The following is a 16,273-nucleotide window of genomic DNA, read 5'->3' as shown; positions in this document are numbered from 1 at the left end:
GTCGGCGGGGCGGGCTGTCAACCGCTCTGTGTCGCGGGGACCGGATTCCTTGCACGGTGGGTCCGGCGGCCGAAAGTCACCCGCGACGGCACTGATCCTGCCACCTGCGGACACCTACGCTGTGGGCATGACGACGGAGAGGACGGACCTGCCGCCGCGCCACACGGGCCGTCGTCGGCGTCGGCACTGGGCGTCGTGGCTGGGCTGGGGGCTGATCGGGCTCGCGGTGCTCGTCGTCGTCGGCGTCGCGCTGCTCGCGCGGGACGCGCTCGCCGCCCGCGACGCCCTCACGCGCGCGCTCGACGAGGTGCCCGCGGCGGAGGACGCGCTGCGCGCGGGCGACACCGAGGCGGCGGACGCCGCCCTCGCCCGGGTCCAGCCCCTCACCGCGCAGGCGCGGGCGAGCACGGACGGCCCGCTGTGGTCGCTCGCCGCGCACCTGCCCGTCTACGGGCAGGACGTGCGGGCGTTCTCCGCGGCGGCCGCGACCGTGGACGACCTCGCGGCCGTCGTCCTGCCGTCGCTCACGCAGGCGCTCGGCGCGGTGGAGGGCGACAGCCTCACGGTGACGTCCGAGGGCGTGGACCTCGGCCCGCTCGTCGAGGCGGCGCCGTCGATGGCGCGCGCCGCGGACGCGTTCGACGACATCGACGACCGCCTGGCCGCCGTCGACCCGGACGCCCTGCACGCGGAGATCGCCGAGCCGTACGCGACGCTCGTCGCACGCACGGACGACCTGCGGCCCGTGGTGCGCACGGCGGACCGCATCACGGCGCTCGGCCCGGCCATGCTCGGCGCCGAGGGCCCGCGTCGGTACCTCGTGGTCGCCCTCAACAGCGCCGAGCTCCGCGCGGGCGGCGGCATCCCCGGCGCGCTCGCCGTGGTCACGACGGACGGCGGCCGCGTCACGCTGGAGCGGCAGGCCTCGACGGGGGACGTGCCGCCGTTCGCCGAGGACGTGCTCCCCCTCGATCCCGGGGTCGAGGCGCTCTTCAGCGACCGCGTCGCCCGGTACGTGCAGGACACCCCGCTCACCCCGGACTTCCCGACGACGGCGCGTCTCACCGCGGCGATGTGGGAGGACGTGCAGGGTGAGGCGCTCGACGGCGTGGTCGCGACCGACCCCGTCGCGCTCTCGTACCTCCTCGAGGCCACCGGACCGCTCGACGTCCCCGCCGGCTCCGGGAGCGTGACCCTCGACGCGGGCAACGTGGTCCAGGTCCTGCTGTCGGACTCCTACGCGCAGCTCGAGGCCGGCCCGGAGACCGACGCGTTCTTCGCCGCGGTCGCCGCGCGCGTCCTCGGCACCTTCCTCGCGGGCGGCGCCGACCCGACGGTCGCGCGCGACGCGCTCGTGCGCGCCGCCTCGGAGCACCGGGTGCTCGTGTGGTCCGCGCACGAGCAGGAGCAGGAGCGCCTGGCGGGCACAGTGCTCGCGGGCGACCTCGACACGGGCGAGCGCGCGGCGTCGTCGGTCGGCGTGTTCCTCAACGACGCGACCGGCGGCAAGATGAGCTACTACCTCGACACCGACGTCCGCCTCACGGGCTCGGTGTGCACCGACGGCGGCCGCGTCGACTCGTTCCGCGCGACGCTCACCTCGACCGCGCCCGCCGACGCCGCGTCGAGCCTGCCGTGGTACGTCACGGGCGGCGGGATCTCCGGCGTCGAGCCGGGGGACGTGCGGACGGTCGTGGTGCTGTACCCGCCGCGCGGCGGTGAGGTCGGCACGGTCCGCGTCGGCGGTGCGCCGACGGGGGCGCTCGTCGCGGACGTCTTCGGCCGTCGCGCCGCGTCGCTCCCCGTCACGCTCGGGCCCGGGCAGACCACCGAGGTCGCCTTCACCGTGACGTCCACGTCGCCCGCGCCCGCGGTGCCGGGGGCGGCCGGGACGATCGACCTGTGGACCACCCCGACGGTCTCCGCGCCGGGTCTCGAGGTGGTCCCGGTGGCCGCGTGCGGATGACCGGGGCACCGGTATTCGAGCACCGCGATATCACATCCCGATAACGATGGCGCGGTGGCGCGCAATTCACCCGGACGACCGTCCAACTCGGCCCTGATCCTCGCTACTCTGGCGGCAGTCGCTCGGCCCGTGCCACCGGCCCGTCCTGCGCCCGGTGCATCACGGACCGCACTCCGGTCTCCCTCCTGATCGGAACTCCACACTCCAGAACCGAGACGGGTGAACAAGCCATGCGTACGTCGAAGGGTCATCGCACCACGGGACGGGCGGTGCTCGTCGGAGCGCTCACGGCCGCGGCCGCGCTCCTGACCGTCCCCGTCGTCGCCACCTCCGCCAGCGCCGACGACGAGACCGAGACCTACGTCCCGGAGATCACCGTCGCCTCGCCGGTGTGCGACGGCGACGTCCCCTACCTGGACTACGTCTTCGAGCTCCCGGAGGGCTACGAGAACGACGAGGAGAACCCCCTCTCGATCACGTGGGTCAACCCCGACGGCGACGACGTCGTCCAGTCCGGCCTCCCGCTCGCGGGCCGCGTCCTGTGGCCCGGCGCCGAGGTCGACGACCAGGGCAACCCGGTCGACTGGCCCGGCTGGAGCCTCGTAGACGGCGAGTGGGTCGTCGGCGACGAGTTCGACTGGGTCCGCGAGGGCGTGACCGTGGTGTTCGAGGTGAACCCGTCGGCCGAGACCGTCGTGGCCTACCCGCCGTCGTCCCCGGACTGCGCGACGAACCCGCCGGGCGGCGAGCCGACCATCAAGGTCGACGTGCTCACGCCCGTCTGCGTCGAGGGCGTGTCCTACCTCGACTACGGCGTCTCCGTGACCGGCACGCCCAACACGACCGCCACGCTCACGTGGCACAACCCTGACGGCGAGGACGAGGTCATGACCGACCTCCCGCTGTCCGGGCGCGTGCTGTGGCCGGGGGCCTACCCCGAGCGGTTCGTCGACCTGCCGGCCGACGAGGGCTGGGAGCTCGTCAACAACATGTGGATCAACACCGCGACCCACGGCTGGGCCACGGGGACGGTGGACGTCACGTTCGCCGTGAACCCGGAGGTCACCGTGCCGGTGACGTACCCGCAGGACACGAGCAACTGCTTCCCCGGCACGACGCCGGTCGACAACCCCGTCGCAGGGAGCCAGAACCCGTCGCTCGCGTCGACGGGCGCGACGGTCGGGCTGTACGCGGCGATCGCCGCCGGCCTCGCGGTCGTCGGCGCGGCGATCGTGCTGCTGACGCGGCGCACGCGCAAGAGCTGACCTCCCGCCCGGTGGCACCGGGCGCACGACGAAGGCCTCGCACCCCGGAGGGTGCGAGGCCTTCGTGCTGCGTGCGGGGTCGGTCAGGCCGACGCCCAGGCGCCCGCGGCGAGGCGCGACCCGAGGCCCTCGAAGGCCCAGCGGTCCACGACGAGGACGGCGCCACCCGGGGCGTCCGGCACGTGCCACTGGAGCTGCTCGACGGTGCGCACCTCGGCGCCGTCCGGGTCGACGCACGAGAGGGTCCAGCGCGCGAGCGTCGCCGGGACGCCGGCGACCTCGACGTCCGACTCGACGGGCTCCCCCACCGCGCGGGCCGCGAGCGCGTCCGCGCCCGGGCACGTGGCGCCGTCGGGAAGGTGCGCCGCGGCCGGGTCGACGCCGTCGAGCGCGGCCCCGGCGAGGATCTCGAAGCTCGGGCACGCCACGTCCTCGGGGCACCCGCCGGCTCGCACCTGCGTGACGCCGTCGGCGGGCTGGAGCACGGACCAGTACTCGGCAGCGGGGAGCTGGAGCGGCCCCACAGGGACCTTGCCGTCGTCGGCGTGCCCGGCGTGCGAGCCGTGGTCGTCGGCGGTGGCCGGGCCGGAGCCGCCCTCGGGGGTGCTCGTGCACCCGGCGAGGAGGCCGGCGCACAGCGCGGCCGCGACGAGCGCGGCGGGCCGGGGGGTGCGGGAGCAGGGGGTTCGGAGTCGTGCGTGCACGAGACCGCCTTTCACGGTCGGAGGTCCCCCGCAACCCACTGGGGAGGGCTGCGGAGGTCCTCGTCGGCCCCTTCACGCTAGCGAGCGCGAGGGCTGGTCGAGATGCGGGAGAACCACACGATGACGGCCCGCGGGTACGGGGTTCCCCGTACCCGCGGGCCGCCTCGGTGACCGAGGGGTCAGGGGCGCCGGCCGCGCGTCAGCACGCGCCGCCGTCGGCCCACGGGCCCCACGCGGACGCACCGGGGGTGTCGCCCTGCGTCCAGTACCGGGCCGTCCACACGTGGCCGTCGTGGCTCACGACGGCGCCGCCCGTGTAGACCGCGCCCGCGGCCCACGCGGGAGCCGTGCACTCGCCGCCACCGGTGCCTCCGGTGCCGCCCGAGCCGCCGGTGCCGCCCGTGCCGCCCGTCCCGGGCAGGTCGACGACGGTCGCCCCGCGCGGGTGGTCGTACGTCGTGGCGTAGTCCACGCCGTCGACCGTGACGATCACGTTGGAGAACTGCGCGACCGGCATCGACCACTTGAGCTGGTTCGTGATCGAGCCGCCCGCGGGGATGCCGCCCGTCGGGACCGTGAACCGCACGGTGTGGAAGTCGCCGTCGAGGCCCCCGACGTTGTCGCCCGTGTGGCCCTTCGCGATCACGGTGGTGCCGAAGCCGCTCCAGTCGCTCATCTCGCCCGGGTCGGTCGTGCCGTACTGGAACGAGATCGTCGCGCCGGCCGGGATGTCCCGCGCGCCGTTGTTGGTGAAGACCACCTTGGGGGCGATCGGGTAGTTGTTGTCGCCCAGCGCGAACTCGGTGTACGCGATGTCGAGGTCGAGCGCCTGCGTCGGCATCGGGCGGTCGGCGTTCGCCTTCGTCGCGCCGTAGGGCGTCGTCGTCGAGAGCGTCTCGTGCATGAGGTCGACGAGCGTGCTGCCGATCTCGTACTGGCCCTTCGCCGGGTCGTAGCCGAAGTCGCCCGCGAGCTCCCAGATCATCAGGCCGCCGAGGCCCGTGTCCGCGACGTAGTCGGCCTTGGCGGCGATCGCCTCGGTCGAGTCGCCCGAGAGCAGCGTCCGCGTCTGCGCGTTCCACCACCACTCGTTCTTCGTCACCGGGTCGAAGTGCCGCTCGTACGTGCCCTGCAGCGTGTCCGTCACGCCGTAGGCCGAGACGTAGTCGCCCGTCACGCCCTGCTCGAGGTTGAGCACGTGCCAGATCGGGTTCACGCCCGCAGGGATCGCGTTGCCCTGGGGGTCGGAGTCGTACCAGAGGTTGTCGATCCCGTCGGCGCCGTACCCGCACTTGTTGTTCGTCCCGGGCGGGCACGGGAAGCCGGCGGGAGCCTTCGCGGTCCCGCCCATGCCGTACGTGCCGCCCTGGACGTTCTGGAAGCCCCGCGTGTAGAACGGCACGCCCAGGTTGATGCGGCCGGCCTGCATCGCGCCGCGGAAGTAGTGCGCCGCCCAGTCGCCGTTGAGGTACCCGATGCCCTTGTACGCGCCGTAGACGCCGCCCGCCGCGAGCTCGGGGTCCTTGCCGTCGTCGAACAGCGCGCCGTTGCCGCCCACGTACTCGTTCCAGGCGCCGTGCAGGTCGTACGTCATCATGTTGACGTAGTCGGTGTACTGCGTGACCTGGTAGACCTCCATGCCGCGCAGCAGCCACCCGGAGGACGGCGTCGCCGTGGTGAGCATGTAGTACTCGCCGTCCTCGGCGCCCGCGACGTCGAGCTTCTCGCGCAGCGTCCGCATGAGGTTCACGTAGCCCTCGAAGAGCTGGCCGCGACGGGCGTCGGAGATGTGGAAGTCGTCGGGGTTGCCGGCCTGGTTGTTCGACGTCGGGTACTCGTAGTCGATGTCGATGCCGTCGAACCCGTACTCGCGCACGAAGTCCACGACGGAGTCGGCGAAGGTGTCGATCCGGGCCTGCGACTCCGTCATCGTGTAGAAGCCGCCCGAGGCGACGCGGTCGCCGTTCGCGTCGAAGTAGCCGCCCGTCTCGGCCCAGCCGCCCACCGCCGGGAGGACCTTCACCCCGGGGTTGGCCTTCTTGTACTTCGCGAGCAGGTTGAAGTGGCCCGTGTAGTCGAGCGTCGGGTCCATCTCCGCGCCCGGCACCCCCGGCCACGTCATGTCCGTCGCGGCGTTGCCCGGCGCGCTCGCGTTGACGGAGACGCGGTCGTTCCCGTCGACGTGCGCGAACGCGTAGTTGATGTGCGAGATCTTGTCCCACGGGATGTCGCTCGCGAGGTAGCGGGGCTGGTCGTTCGCCCCGGTCCGCCAGCTCGTGAAGTAGCCGATCACGCGGCGGTCGAGGCCGTTCGGGAGCTTCTCGCGACCGTTCTCGTCGTAGACGTCGCAGTACGGCGTGTGCACGCCCGGGGTCGGGACCATGCCGTCAGGCCGGCACTTCTCGTCCGGGTTCGCCGTGGGGTCCGTCGGGTCCGTCGGGTCCGTCGGGTCGGTCGGGTCCGTGGGGTCGGTCGGGTCGGTCGGGTCGGTCGGGTCCGTCGGGTCGGTCGGATCCGTCGGGTCCGTCGGATCCGTCGGGTCCGTCGGGTCGGTCGGATCCGTCGGGTCGGTCGGGTCCGTGGGGTCCGTCGGGTCCGTCGGATCCGTCGGGTCCGTCGGGTCGGTCGGCCCGTCGCCGCACGCGCCGAGCGACTCCCAGGGCCCGTACTGCTCCGTGCCAGGGACGTTGTTCTGCGTCCACCACTTGGCCCGGTAGTTCTGCCCGTCGTAGGAGACGGTCGCGCCGCCCGTGTACGCGGGCGTCGGGGACCAGGGGTCCGCGCACGCCGTCGTCGCTGCGGCGGCGACGGGGGGCGCCGCCTGCGCGGCGGCCGCGCCGGCGAGGCCGGTCGCGAGCAGGGCGAGCGTCGTCACGGCCGCGACGACCTGGGGTCGGGCTCCGGAGACGCGCGGGGATCGCGTCCGGGGTGTCAGGGACAACCGCATGGGGTACCTCGTTCTGCTGGGGATGGTGCTGCGGACGACGCCGGGCGGCGTCGCGTCGGAGGGTGCCCGCCCGGTGCGACCACGGGCGAGCACGGCGGAGCAAGGCCCGCCGCGGCGACGGGCGCGGGCGGTGCGCCGCGACGCGGGAGGAGCGGGCACGGGGCGGGTGCACGCGGACCGCGTCGTCTCGTCGGGGGCGAGCCTCGCTCGGCGGCGCCGGTCGCGCGGGGCGACCGGCGCCGTCGGGGGTGGGCGTCAGCAGGCGCCCAGCGACTCCCAGGGGCCGTACTGCTCCGCGCCCGGGACGTTGTTCTGCGTCCACCACTTCGCGCGGAACGTCTGGCCCTGGTAGGAGACCGTCGCGCCGCCGGTGTAGACGGCCGTCGGGGACCACGCGGCGGCGGTGCACTCACCCGGGTCCGTCGGGTCGGTCGTGTCGCTCGGGTCCGTCGGGTCGCCGCTGCCCGCCCCGGTGAGCTCCCCCGGGCCGCCGGCCGTCGGGACGTCGCCCTGCGTCCCCCACTTCGCGCGGTACTCCTTGCCCTGGTGGGACACGGTCGCCCCGCCGGTGTAGACGGCGGACGCGGACCACGCGGCCNTCGGGGGTGGGCGTCAGCAGGCGCCCAGCGACTCCCAGGGGCCGTACTGCTCCGCGCCCGGGACGTTGTTCTGCGTCCACCACTTCGCGCGGAACGTCTGGCCCTGGTAGGAGACCGTCGCGCCGCCGGTGTAGACGGCCGTCGGGGACCACGCGGCGGCGGTGCACTCACCCGGGTCCGTCGGGTCGGTCGGGTCGGTCGGGTCCGTCGGGTCCGTCGGGTCGCCGCTGCACGCCCCGGTGAGCTCCCACGGGCCGCCGGCCGTCGGGACGTCGCCCTGCGTCCACCACTTCGCGCGGTACTCCTTGCCCTGGTGGGACACGGTCGCCCCGCCGGTGTAGACGGCCGTCGGGGACCACGCGGCGGCGGTGCACTCACCCGGGTCGGTCGGGTCGGTCGGCTCCGTCGGGTCGGACGGGTCCGTCGGGTCCGTCGGGTCGGTCGGGTCCGTCGGGTCCGTGGGGTCGGACGGGCCGTCGGTGCCGTCGACCGGGCCGCTCGGGAGCGAGCGGAGGGTGTCGGTGAACGTGCCGAGCAGCGAGCCGTCGTGGTTGCCCGAGAGGTCCCACCACATGCCGCCGCCGAGGCCGAGCTCGTCGACGTAGTGCGCCTTGGCCGTCACCGACTGCGCGTTGTCGTAGCTCCACCACTGGTCGCCGTCGTACCGCCACGCCGAGACCGTCGCCGGGTCGTAGTAGTCCTGGCCGCGCGTGCGGAGCTTGTCGTAGTCCTCGTTGCCCGCCTCCCAGGTGCCGGGGGCGGCGCCGTTCGCCGCGGACCAGGGCTGGGACGAGCCGACGCCCTTCCAGCCGCGGCCGTACATCGCGAGGCCGACGCCGAGCTGCGACGGGTCGATCCCGGCGCCGAGGTACTCCTGGACGGCCTTGTCCACGCTGAACTGCCGGTGCGCCGCGCGCGGGTCCGCCGGGTCGTCGTACAGGTTGCCCTGGTGGCCGGCGAGCGCCGGGTCCCACGCGCCGTGGAGGTCGTAGCCCTGGACGTTGCCGTAGTCGAGGTACTCGAAGATCTCCGGGTCGTTCCAGCCGCCGGCGGCGATGTCCTCGGGGTTCGCGGGCAGGAACGCGGACAGGAGGTAGTGCTTGCCGGTCTGCGCGCCGTACGCGTCGAGCTGCTCGCGGAACTCCTCGAGGAGGAGCTTGAAGTTGCGCGCGTCGTTCTCGACGTCGACGTGGTTGCCGACCTCACCGCTGTTCGTGCCGGGCCACTCCCAGTCGATGTCGATGCCGTCGAACACGCCGGCCGCCGCACCGGGGCCGCCACGGCCGTCGATCACGGGCAGGTTGCCCTTGATGTAGATGTCGATGCACGACCGCACGAACTTCTCGCGCGAGGCCTCCGTCGCGGCGGCCTTGGAGAAGTTCTTGGACCAGGTCCAGCCGCCGATCGAGATCAGCGCCCGCAGGTGCGGGTTCTTCGCCTTGAGCTGCTTGAGCTGGTTGAACGACCCGGCGAGGGGCTGGTCCCACGCGTCCGCGACACCCGCGACGGAGTTCGCGGCGGTGTAGCCCATGCCGAAGTCGGCCCAGGCGTCGCCGGCGCCGTCGGAGCCGTTCGGCCCGGTCCCCTGCGCCTTGTTCGCGATGAAGCAGGTGAGGTCCTGGTAGTGGATGTTGCCGAACGAGTAGTTGATGTGGGTGAGGTCCTGCGCGGCGCCGGAGTCCTGCAGCTTCTTCAGCTGGAACCCGCGGCCGTACACGCCCCACTGCGTGAAGTAGCCGACGTTGCGGTAGCCGTTGACGTCGCTGTCCCCCGGGTGGGAGACGGTCGTCGGGGCGGTCTCGTCGGCCTGGGCCGGCGCGACGCCCGCGAGGAGGGTCGCGACGAGAGCCGTCGCGGTCGCGAGGGCCGCGACGCGCGGGGTGCGTCGGCGCCCCGTGCGGGGTCGTCGGGTGAACAGGGACACGTCCATGGGTCCTGCCTCGTTGCTCGTGCTGTGGGCCACGACGCCGCCGTCCGGAGTCGCCGTCGCCCTCGGGTCATCCCGAAGGTAGTGATCCGGAGGGGCCCGCGTGATCCGCGCTTCCCACATTGTTCACGGTATGAACTTACCGGCGACATACGGGTTCTCCCGTAGGTCAGAAGCGCCCGAAGAAGGACAAAGCGCTCGAAGCCGCGAGCACCGACCCCGGTCGCTACGTGGCGACCCGGGCGGCGGTGTGGTCCTCCCTCACCGGCCGACGCGGTGGGCGAGCACCGTGAGCTCGACGCGCGACCGCACGCCCAGCTTGCGGAACACGCGCCCGAGGTGGACCTCGACCGTGCGGACCGACAGGTAGAGCTGGTCCGCCGCCTCCCGGTTCGACGCGCCCTGGACGACGAGGAGCGCGACGTCGAGCTCGCGCTCGGTGAGCTCGTCGGCCCACCGCCCGCGGAGCTCGGCGAGCGCCTCGTCGGAGACGTCGCTCTCGCGCACCGCGAGCCGGCACGCGTCCGGCGCCGCGGGCCGGGGTGCGACGGCGGGCTCGGCGCCGTGCCGGCCACCCCCGAGCGGCCCGGCCGGCGTCGCGAGAGGGTCGGCGACGACGTCGGTCACCGACCCGCCGAGGCCGCGCACGACCTCCGCGTGCTCCTCGCGCGCGATCGTCGTCCACGCGTCGGCCCCGGCGTCGTCGAACAGCTCGATCGCGGAGAGGAACAGCCCGTGCGCGCGCTGCAGCTCGCCCGCGCGCACGAGCGCCCGCGCGGCGCACAGGTCGGTCCGCGCGTGCTCGTACGGGGACGCCGTCGTGCGGTTGACGCGCGTCGCGCGCTCGAGCGGCGTGGCCAGGTCCTCGGGCGCCGCGAGCGAGACCTCGGCCCGGACGAGCGTCGCGGACCGCAGCGACGGCGGCAGCTCCTTCGCGTCGACCCTCCGCCGCGACAGGGCGCGCTGCGCCGCGTCGTGCCGGCCCGCGACCACCCACGCCTCGACGTCGTCGAGGCCCGGCAGCGGGAGCATGCGCGCGCTGTCCGGGCGCTCCCGCTCCGCCGCGAGCTCGAGCAGGGTCGCCGCCTGCGTCACGTGGTGCGCGAACGCCGCGCCCATCGCCCGGTCGACGAGCAGCCCGAGACGGACGGGTCGCGACGTGGGGCTCGCGCACGTCTCCTCCAGGGCTGTCGCGACAGGTCCGACGGCGCCGCGGGTCATCATGTCGAGCCGGCGCGCCGCCGCGACGCCCAGCCCGGCGAACGGCAGCCCGAGCGGGAGCCGGAACGCGGCCTCGGCGAGCTCGTCGGCGGCGCGCGTCAGCGTGCCGCGCCAGAGGTGCACGAGCACCTGCGCGAGCCGCACGTGCGCCTCGGCGAGCGGGGTGAGCGTCTCCTCGGGGCCGTCGAACCAGCGGCCGCCGTCGCGCACGGGCGCGAGCGACGCGACCACGCTCGCGAGCGTCTGGGCCGCGTCCTCCAGGCGGTCGTCCGCCGCGAGCGCCAGCGCGCGCGTCACCTGCACCGACGCCTCGTGGTCGGGCCCGAGGTCGACGTCCGGGCCGACGCCCCGGTCCCCCACCCCGAACACCGCGGCCCACGACCGCGCGAGCGCGAGGCCTGCGGCGGTCTCGTCGTCGTCGCACCACGACGCGAGGAACGCCGCGGTGTCGAGGAGCTGGGACGTGCTCACGCCGTCGCCCCGCTCCGCGTGCAGGCGCGCGGCGTAGAGCACGCCCGTGACGACGCCGCGGACGGCATCCGGCTCGAGGTCGTCCGGCTGTCCGCCGCGCAGGTACGGGGACAGGACGTCGTCGGGCACCTGGCCCTCGGCGAGGGTGAGCGCCGCGACGAGCGGCCCGAGCGTCCGTGCGCGCAGCGCGTCGTCCCCGCTGCGCGACGCCTTGCGCAGCCAGTCCGCCGCGTCCTGGACGTGGCCGGAGCGCAGGGCCGCGACGCCCGCGATCGCGAACGCCTCGGCCCGGTGCTCGGTCGCGGCCTGGCTCGCGGCCTCGCGCGCGACCTCGTGCGCCCACACGACGTCGCCGCGGTCGAGGTGCCGGCGCGCGATGCGCAGCAGGCCGGGGACGAGCTCGGGGTCGCCCGCGAGCGTCGCGAGCGCGGAGTGCCACACCGCGACGTCGTCCTCCCCCGCGCGCCGGTGCGCCGCGGCGAGGGCCACGTGCGCCGCGGTCCGCTCCGCGAGCCGCGCGTCGGCGTGCACGAGCGAGCGCATGCGCGGGTCCACGAACGCGAAGCGCCCGCCCACGAGCGCGAGGTGCTCGGCGAGCGGCCCGTCGAGGACCTCCTCCATCGCGAGCCCCGTCGCGGACAGCAGCAGCTCGGTGCGGTCCACGACCGCGACGGCGGCGACGAGCAGCGCGTGGCGCTCCGCCTCGCTGAGGGCCGCGAGCCGGTCGGCGAACAGCGCTCGCACGGCCGGCACGACGGGCAGCGGGTCCGGGAGGATCGACCCGCCCGAGAGCTGTTCGGGCGTGAGCAGCGCGGCGGTCTGCGTGAGGGCCGCGGCGTTGCCGCCGAGGAGCTCGGCGAGGCGCGCGGCGACGTGCGGGGCGACGGCGAGGCGACGCTCCACGAGCAGCAGGTGGAGGGCGTCGGCCGGCGCGAGCGGGGGAACGGCACGCAGCTCGAACGGGCACGACGTGGGGTCGAGCGTGCCCGCGGGCGCCGTGCCGAGCAGGACGACGGGGGCGTGCCGCTGCCCGACGAGGCACGCGAGGACGGACCGGCTGAGGTCGTCCTGCAGGTGGAGGTCGTCGGCGACGAGCACGACCGTGGCGCCGTCGGACGCCTCGACGAGGAGCTCGGCGAGCGCGACCGCGGCGGCCTCCGGCAGGTACCCGAAGCCGGGGTCGACCGGCTCGAGGACGCGCGTGAGGCGGTCGGGCACGACGCCGCCAGCGAGCTGGGACACCTGGGAGACGATCGAGACGACGGCCGAGCCCGGTGCGGGCGCACCCACGGGCGGGCGGCAGCGCAGCATCAGCGCGGGGCGCGCGAAGGCGTGGTTCGCGACCGCCTCGCACACGAGCTCGAGGGTCGCGCTCGCGCCCATGCCGCGCTCCGCGGTCCACACGAGCGCACCCTTGCCCTCGCTCACGGCCGCGATCGCGCGGTCGACCTCCTGCGCGCGGGAGGACAGCCGCTCGAGCCGCCGCGCGGACCGTGTGTCCGCGCGACGGACGGGCTCGGGAACCACGTAGTCGTGCTGTTCTGACATGTCGGGACCCTCCGTCCGGGGGCTTCGTCGCCCGTCGACCGGATGAAATGTTAACAACCCTCCGTAAACGAGGGATCACCCCATCGTTTCCCGGTCGTCACACGACCGCCACCTGGGACGACGACCCGCCGAGGACGCTTGCCGCGGCACCGTGCGAGGGCTAGCCTGGCCTCGATCCCCGCCGTGGCCACGGTCGTCGTGCGCCCCGGCCCGGACGCGGCACCCGCAGGGTCGCCGCCGCCACGAGAGCGAGGTGCGCCCCATGCCCGACGGCAGCAGTCATAGAGCCGTGCACTGTGCGCTCACCCCCCGTGGCCCTCGTCCCGTCGCCTGACGCCGGGGCCGGCGAGACCGGATCGGTCGTCCCGCGCGGGGAGGTCGCCAGTGCGCTCCGCGCGCGCCGCTCGGCGCGCCGCCGGACCCTCCCCTCGGACGCGCCCGCGCCACCACCCCTGGCCGCGACGGTGCCGTCCGCCCGCAGGAAAGGACGACCCTCATGACCCAGCGTCCCCGTGCCACCACGACCCCGACCCGCACCGCGCGCCCGACCGTGCGCCCGACCGCGCACCCCTCCGTGCGCGCCGCGCGCGACGACCGGCGCCGCGCCCGCCGGCCCGACCTCGAACGGCAGTCGATCTCGTTCACCGTCGGGCTCTACCTGTTCATCTGCGTCGCGCTGCTGCTCGCGCATGTCACGGCGGGAGGTGCGCGATGACGGCCACGATGCCCGAGGCCAGCGCGCTCCCGGCTCCCGCGCGCGGTGGCCTCGACCTGCGCGCCCCCGACGCGGGCCCGCGCTTCGACCCCCGCGTCCTGCGCTCCCGCTGGGTGCAGGTCGCGGCGGGCGACGCCGAGGCCGAGGCCCGCGCCGCCGAGCACGGCGTCGACTTCGCGGCGGCCGGAGCCCGGGTGTGGGAGACCGACGCGCACGTGTACCTCCCCGTGACCGCGACGCGGCGCGAGGGCGACCGCGTGGTCCACGAGCAGGTCGTCCTCGCGCTGTCGCCCGACGTCGTCGTCACCGCGCAGCCGCAGCGCCACTACCCCGTGTTCGACAAGGCGATCGCGCGCATGCGGCGCACGCCGTGGCTCATCCGCTCGTCCTACGGCGTCGCGTACGCGCTGCTCTACGCGCTCAACGAGGCGGCGGACCGCGTCGTCGCGCTCGCGAGCGACCTCCTCGAGGACATGAGCGACGAGATCGACGAGGCGACGCGCGGGGTCGACGCGCGAGGGCGCGAGATCGGCGTGCGGGACATGCAGGACACCATCACGCGCATGAACCGCGCCGAGGAGATCGTGTCGCGCGCGCAGGAGTCGCAGCTCTCGCTCGCGCGCGCCGCGCGGCACCTGCGCAGCGAGATCGCGGACTCGGACCCCGTGCTCGCGGGGCTCGTCGAGACGCTCGTCGCGGACGTCGACGGCGTGAAGCAGCACGCGGGGTTCGAGCACGACAAGGTGCGCTACCTCCAGCAGGCGATCATGACGTCGCTCGACGTCAAGCAGGCGCAGATCGTCAAGGTCTTCACCATCATCACGGCCGTGTTCCTGCCGCCGACGCTCATCGCGTCCTTCTACGGCATGAACTTCACGCACATGCCCGAGCTCGACCGGCCGTACGGGTTCACGCTGACCGTCCTGCTCACGCTCGTCGCCGCCGTCATCCCGCTCGCGTACATCAAGCGGCGCGGCTGGCTGCGCTGACCCGGAGCACGACGACGAGCCCGCCACCCGGCACCGCGCACCCAGCGGGCGGTGCCGGGCCGGCGGGCCCTTCGTGCGGCGCGCGCCCCCAGGGCGCGCCGCACGGCTCACGTCACGCGCACGTGCCGACCACGCGCCACGACGGGTACCAGGACTCGGCCCCGGGGACGTTCGTCCGGACCCACCACGCGGCGCGGTAGTTCACGCCCTCGTGCGAGACGACGCGCCCGGCGGGGTACGACGTGTCGCGGCCCCAAGCCGGGAAGCACGCGCCCGGCGCGTCCGGGTCCACCGGGCCCGCCTGCGCGGCGCGGTACACGCCGGCCGCCGTCCCGACGAGCTCGTCCTCGAAGTCGCCCGCGAGGTCCCAGAACATCGAGCCGCCGAGGCCCTTCTCGGCGATCCACGACGCCTTGTGCGCGACGGCGCGCGGCGTGTCGACGCTCCACCACTGGTCGCCGTCGTAGCGCCACGACGCACCGCTGGCCTCGTCGAAGTACTCGGTCCCGTGGTCGCGGAGCTCGAAGTACTGCTTGTTCCCGGCCTCGTACGTGCCGGGCGCGACGCCCGCGGCGGGCTGCCACGCGCCGTCGGTGTCGCCGGCCTCGACGCCGGACCAGCCGCGGCCGAACGCCGGGATGCCGAGCGTGAGCTGGGCCGGGTCGACGCCCCGCGACAGGTAGAAGTCGATGCCGTCCTCGAGCGAGATCGTGCCCGGCTGCGTCGTGTCGTGGAGGTTCGCCTGGTGCCCCGCGAGGTGGGGCGACCAGCCGCCGTGCAGGTCGTAGCCCTGCATGTTGCCGTAGTCGAGGTAGTCGAAGATCGTCGGGGCGTCCCAGCCGGCGTCCACCACGGTCGGGCTGACCGGGATGTACGCGGACAGCAGGTAGTCCTTGCCCTGCGCCGCGCCGCGCTCGTCGAGCTGCCTGCGGAACTCCGCGAGCAGGGCCGTGAAGTTCGCCTTGTCGTTGACCGGGTCGACGTGGTTCTCCGGGTGCTGCGACCAGTCGGGCGCGCCGGGCCACTCCCAGTCCACGTCGATGCCGTCGAACAGGCCCGCGGCAGCGCCGGGGCCGCCGCGACCGTCGATCTCGGGCAGGTTGCCGTCGATGTAGAGGTCGAGGCACGACGCGACGAACCTCTCACGGCTCTCGGGCGTCGCCGCGGCCTTCGAGAAGTACTTCGACCACGTCCAGCCGCCGAGCGACATGAGGACCTTCGTACCGGGGTAATGCTCCTTGAGCTTGCGGAGCTGGTTGAAGTTCCCGGCGAGCGCCTGGCCGGGCGCGTCGGCGACGCCGTCCACGGAGTCCTCGGCGCTCACGGCGCGCACGAAGTCCGCCTGGGCGTCACCCGCGCCGTCGTTGCCGCCCGGCTCGGGCGTGCCCGGCGCGTCGGCGAGGAAGCACGTGAGGTCGGTCGGGTGGATGTTGCCGAAGGCGTAGTTGACGTGGGTGACCTGCTCGGCCTGGCCGGAGACCACGAGGTCCTTGACGGTGTACCCGTAGTTCTCCGGCGCCCAGACATGAAGTAGCCGACGTTGCGGTACCCGTTGATCGCCGCGTCGCCGTTGGGCGACGCGGTGGCGGTCGCCGTCGCGACGTCGGGGGTCGCGGCCGCGGTCGTCGCGGCGGCGACGCTCCCGGTCGCCGCGAGCGCGAGCGCGGCGAGAGCGGCGGCGGCACGCGTCGGGCGTGCGCGCCGCAGGCTGGAGGAGCGAGGAACGTGCATCGAGGTCCTCTCGTGAGGCAGGGGCCGGTCGCCGCCTCCTACGGGCGTGCGGGGGCCCGGACGTCGTGGTCCGGGGCCGGGCGACCGGTGCTGACGGGAGCGACCGTAACCGCGCGACGACCGGTCCGGACCTACGCGTTCCCCACAGACTTCTCCCACCGGACAGCCTCCGCGTCCGGGAGATTTCGTA

At 74.5% G+C, this 16,273-nt stretch carries 9 protein-coding genes and 1 pseudogene; 4 read left to right on the top strand and 6 right to left on the bottom strand.

The features are described 5' to 3' along the window. Window positions 1–127: 127 nt before the first annotated feature. Together GJV82_RS07045 and GJV82_RS07040 are read left to right on the top strand one after the other, a co-directional pair. Window positions 128–1,966 (top strand): DUF4012 domain-containing protein, encoded by a 1,839-nt coding sequence (locus GJV82_RS07045; RefSeq protein WP_155098731.1) that lies wholly within the window; start codon window positions 128–130, stop codon window positions 1,964–1,966. Window positions 1,967–2,196: 230 nt separating this feature from the next. Next, window positions 2,197–3,231, top strand: coding sequence for a hypothetical protein (locus tag GJV82_RS07040; protein WP_143314457.1), 1,035 nt, complete (start codon window positions 2,197–2,199; stop codon window positions 3,229–3,231). Window positions 3,232–3,314: 83 nt separating this feature from the next. Here the strand turns inward: GJV82_RS07040 and GJV82_RS07035 are convergent, their stop codons facing one another. From GJV82_RS07035 to GJV82_RS07005, 5 genes and pseudogenes are all read right to left on the bottom strand, one after another. Beyond that, window positions 3,315–3,935: a hypothetical protein gene (locus GJV82_RS07035; RefSeq protein ID WP_024842040.1), complete on the bottom strand. Its 621-nt coding sequence runs from the start codon at window positions 3,933–3,935 to the stop codon at window positions 3,315–3,317. A 199-nt stretch (window positions 3,936–4,134) separates the two neighbouring features. Continuing rightward, the gene (locus GJV82_RS07030) at window positions 4,135–6,810 is read right to left on the bottom strand and encodes a glycosyl hydrolase family 18 protein (protein ID WP_318657383.1); all 2,676 of its coding nucleotides are present in this window, start codon (window positions 6,808–6,810) and stop codon (window positions 4,135–4,137) included. A gap of 327 nt (window positions 6,811–7,137) precedes the next feature. Continuing rightward, a pseudogene (locus GJV82_RS07015) lies at window positions 7,138–7,464 on the bottom strand (carbohydrate-binding protein); the annotation flags it as partial. 30 nt (window positions 7,465–7,494) lie between these two features. Beyond that, complete coding sequence (locus GJV82_RS07010; protein ID WP_196217196.1) at window positions 7,495–9,411, bottom strand: glycosyl hydrolase family 18 protein; 1,917 nt, start codon at window positions 9,409–9,411, stop codon at window positions 7,495–7,497. Between the two features lie 258 nt (window positions 9,412–9,669). After that, window positions 9,670–12,648: a helix-turn-helix transcriptional regulator gene (locus GJV82_RS07005; RefSeq protein ID WP_155098729.1), complete on the bottom strand. Its 2,979-nt coding sequence runs from the start codon at window positions 12,646–12,648 to the stop codon at window positions 9,670–9,672. A gap of 496 nt (window positions 12,649–13,144) precedes the next feature. Here GJV82_RS07005 and GJV82_RS07000 point away from each other — a divergent pair, with 496 nt between their 5' ends. Together GJV82_RS07000 and GJV82_RS06995 are read left to right on the top strand one after the other, a co-directional pair. Next, on the top strand, window positions 13,145–13,363 hold the full coding sequence (locus tag GJV82_RS07000) for a hypothetical protein (RefSeq protein ID WP_155098728.1): 219 nt from the start codon (window positions 13,145–13,147) through the stop codon (window positions 13,361–13,363). After that, the gene (locus tag GJV82_RS06995) at window positions 13,360–14,352 is read left to right on the top strand and encodes a CorA family divalent cation transporter (RefSeq protein WP_155098727.1); all 993 of its coding nucleotides are present in this window, start codon (window positions 13,360–13,362) and stop codon (window positions 14,350–14,352) included. Before GJV82_RS07000 ends, GJV82_RS06995 begins: the two co-directional genes overlap by 4 nt. A gap of 112 nt (window positions 14,353–14,464) precedes the next feature. Here the strand turns inward: GJV82_RS06995 and GJV82_RS06990 are convergent, their stop codons facing one another. Then, entirely contained in the window at window positions 14,465–15,835 is a 1,371-nt protein-coding gene (locus GJV82_RS06990) for a glycosyl hydrolase family 18 protein (protein WP_196217195.1), read from the bottom strand. Window positions 15,836–16,273: the final 438 nt, after the last annotated feature.

The organism is Cellulosimicrobium composti (assembly GCF_009711085.1).
GTDB classification, from domain to species: Bacteria; Actinomycetota; Actinomycetes; order Actinomycetales; family Cellulomonadaceae; genus Cellulosimicrobium; species Cellulosimicrobium composti.
The sequence above is the reverse complement of the archived record's forward strand: the minus strand, read 5'-3'. Positions and strand labels throughout refer to the sequence as shown.

What these genes read in the sequence shown, in the direction of transcription:
- GJV82_RS06995 (WP_155098727.1), top strand. Translation starts at nt 13,360, where the DNA reads ATGACGGCCACGATGCCCGAGGCCAGCGCGCTCCCGGCTCCCGCGCGC.
- GJV82_RS07040 (WP_143314457.1), top strand. Translation starts at nt 2,197, where the DNA reads ATGCGTACGTCGAAGGGTCATCGCACCACGGGACGGGCGGTGCTCGTC.
- GJV82_RS07005 (WP_155098729.1), bottom strand. Translation starts at nt 12,648, where the DNA reads ATGTCAGAACAGCACGACTACGTGGTTCCCGAGCCCGTCCGTCGCGCG.
- GJV82_RS07010 (WP_196217196.1), bottom strand. Translation starts at nt 9,411, where the DNA reads ATGGACGTGTCCCTGTTCACCCGACGACCCCGCACGGGGCGCCGACGC.
- GJV82_RS07045 (WP_155098731.1), top strand. Translation starts at nt 128, where the DNA reads ATGACGACGGAGAGGACGGACCTGCCGCCGCGCCACACGGGCCGTCGT.
- GJV82_RS07000 (WP_155098728.1), top strand. Translation starts at nt 13,145, where the DNA reads ATGACCCAGCGTCCCCGTGCCACCACGACCCCGACCCGCACCGCGCGC.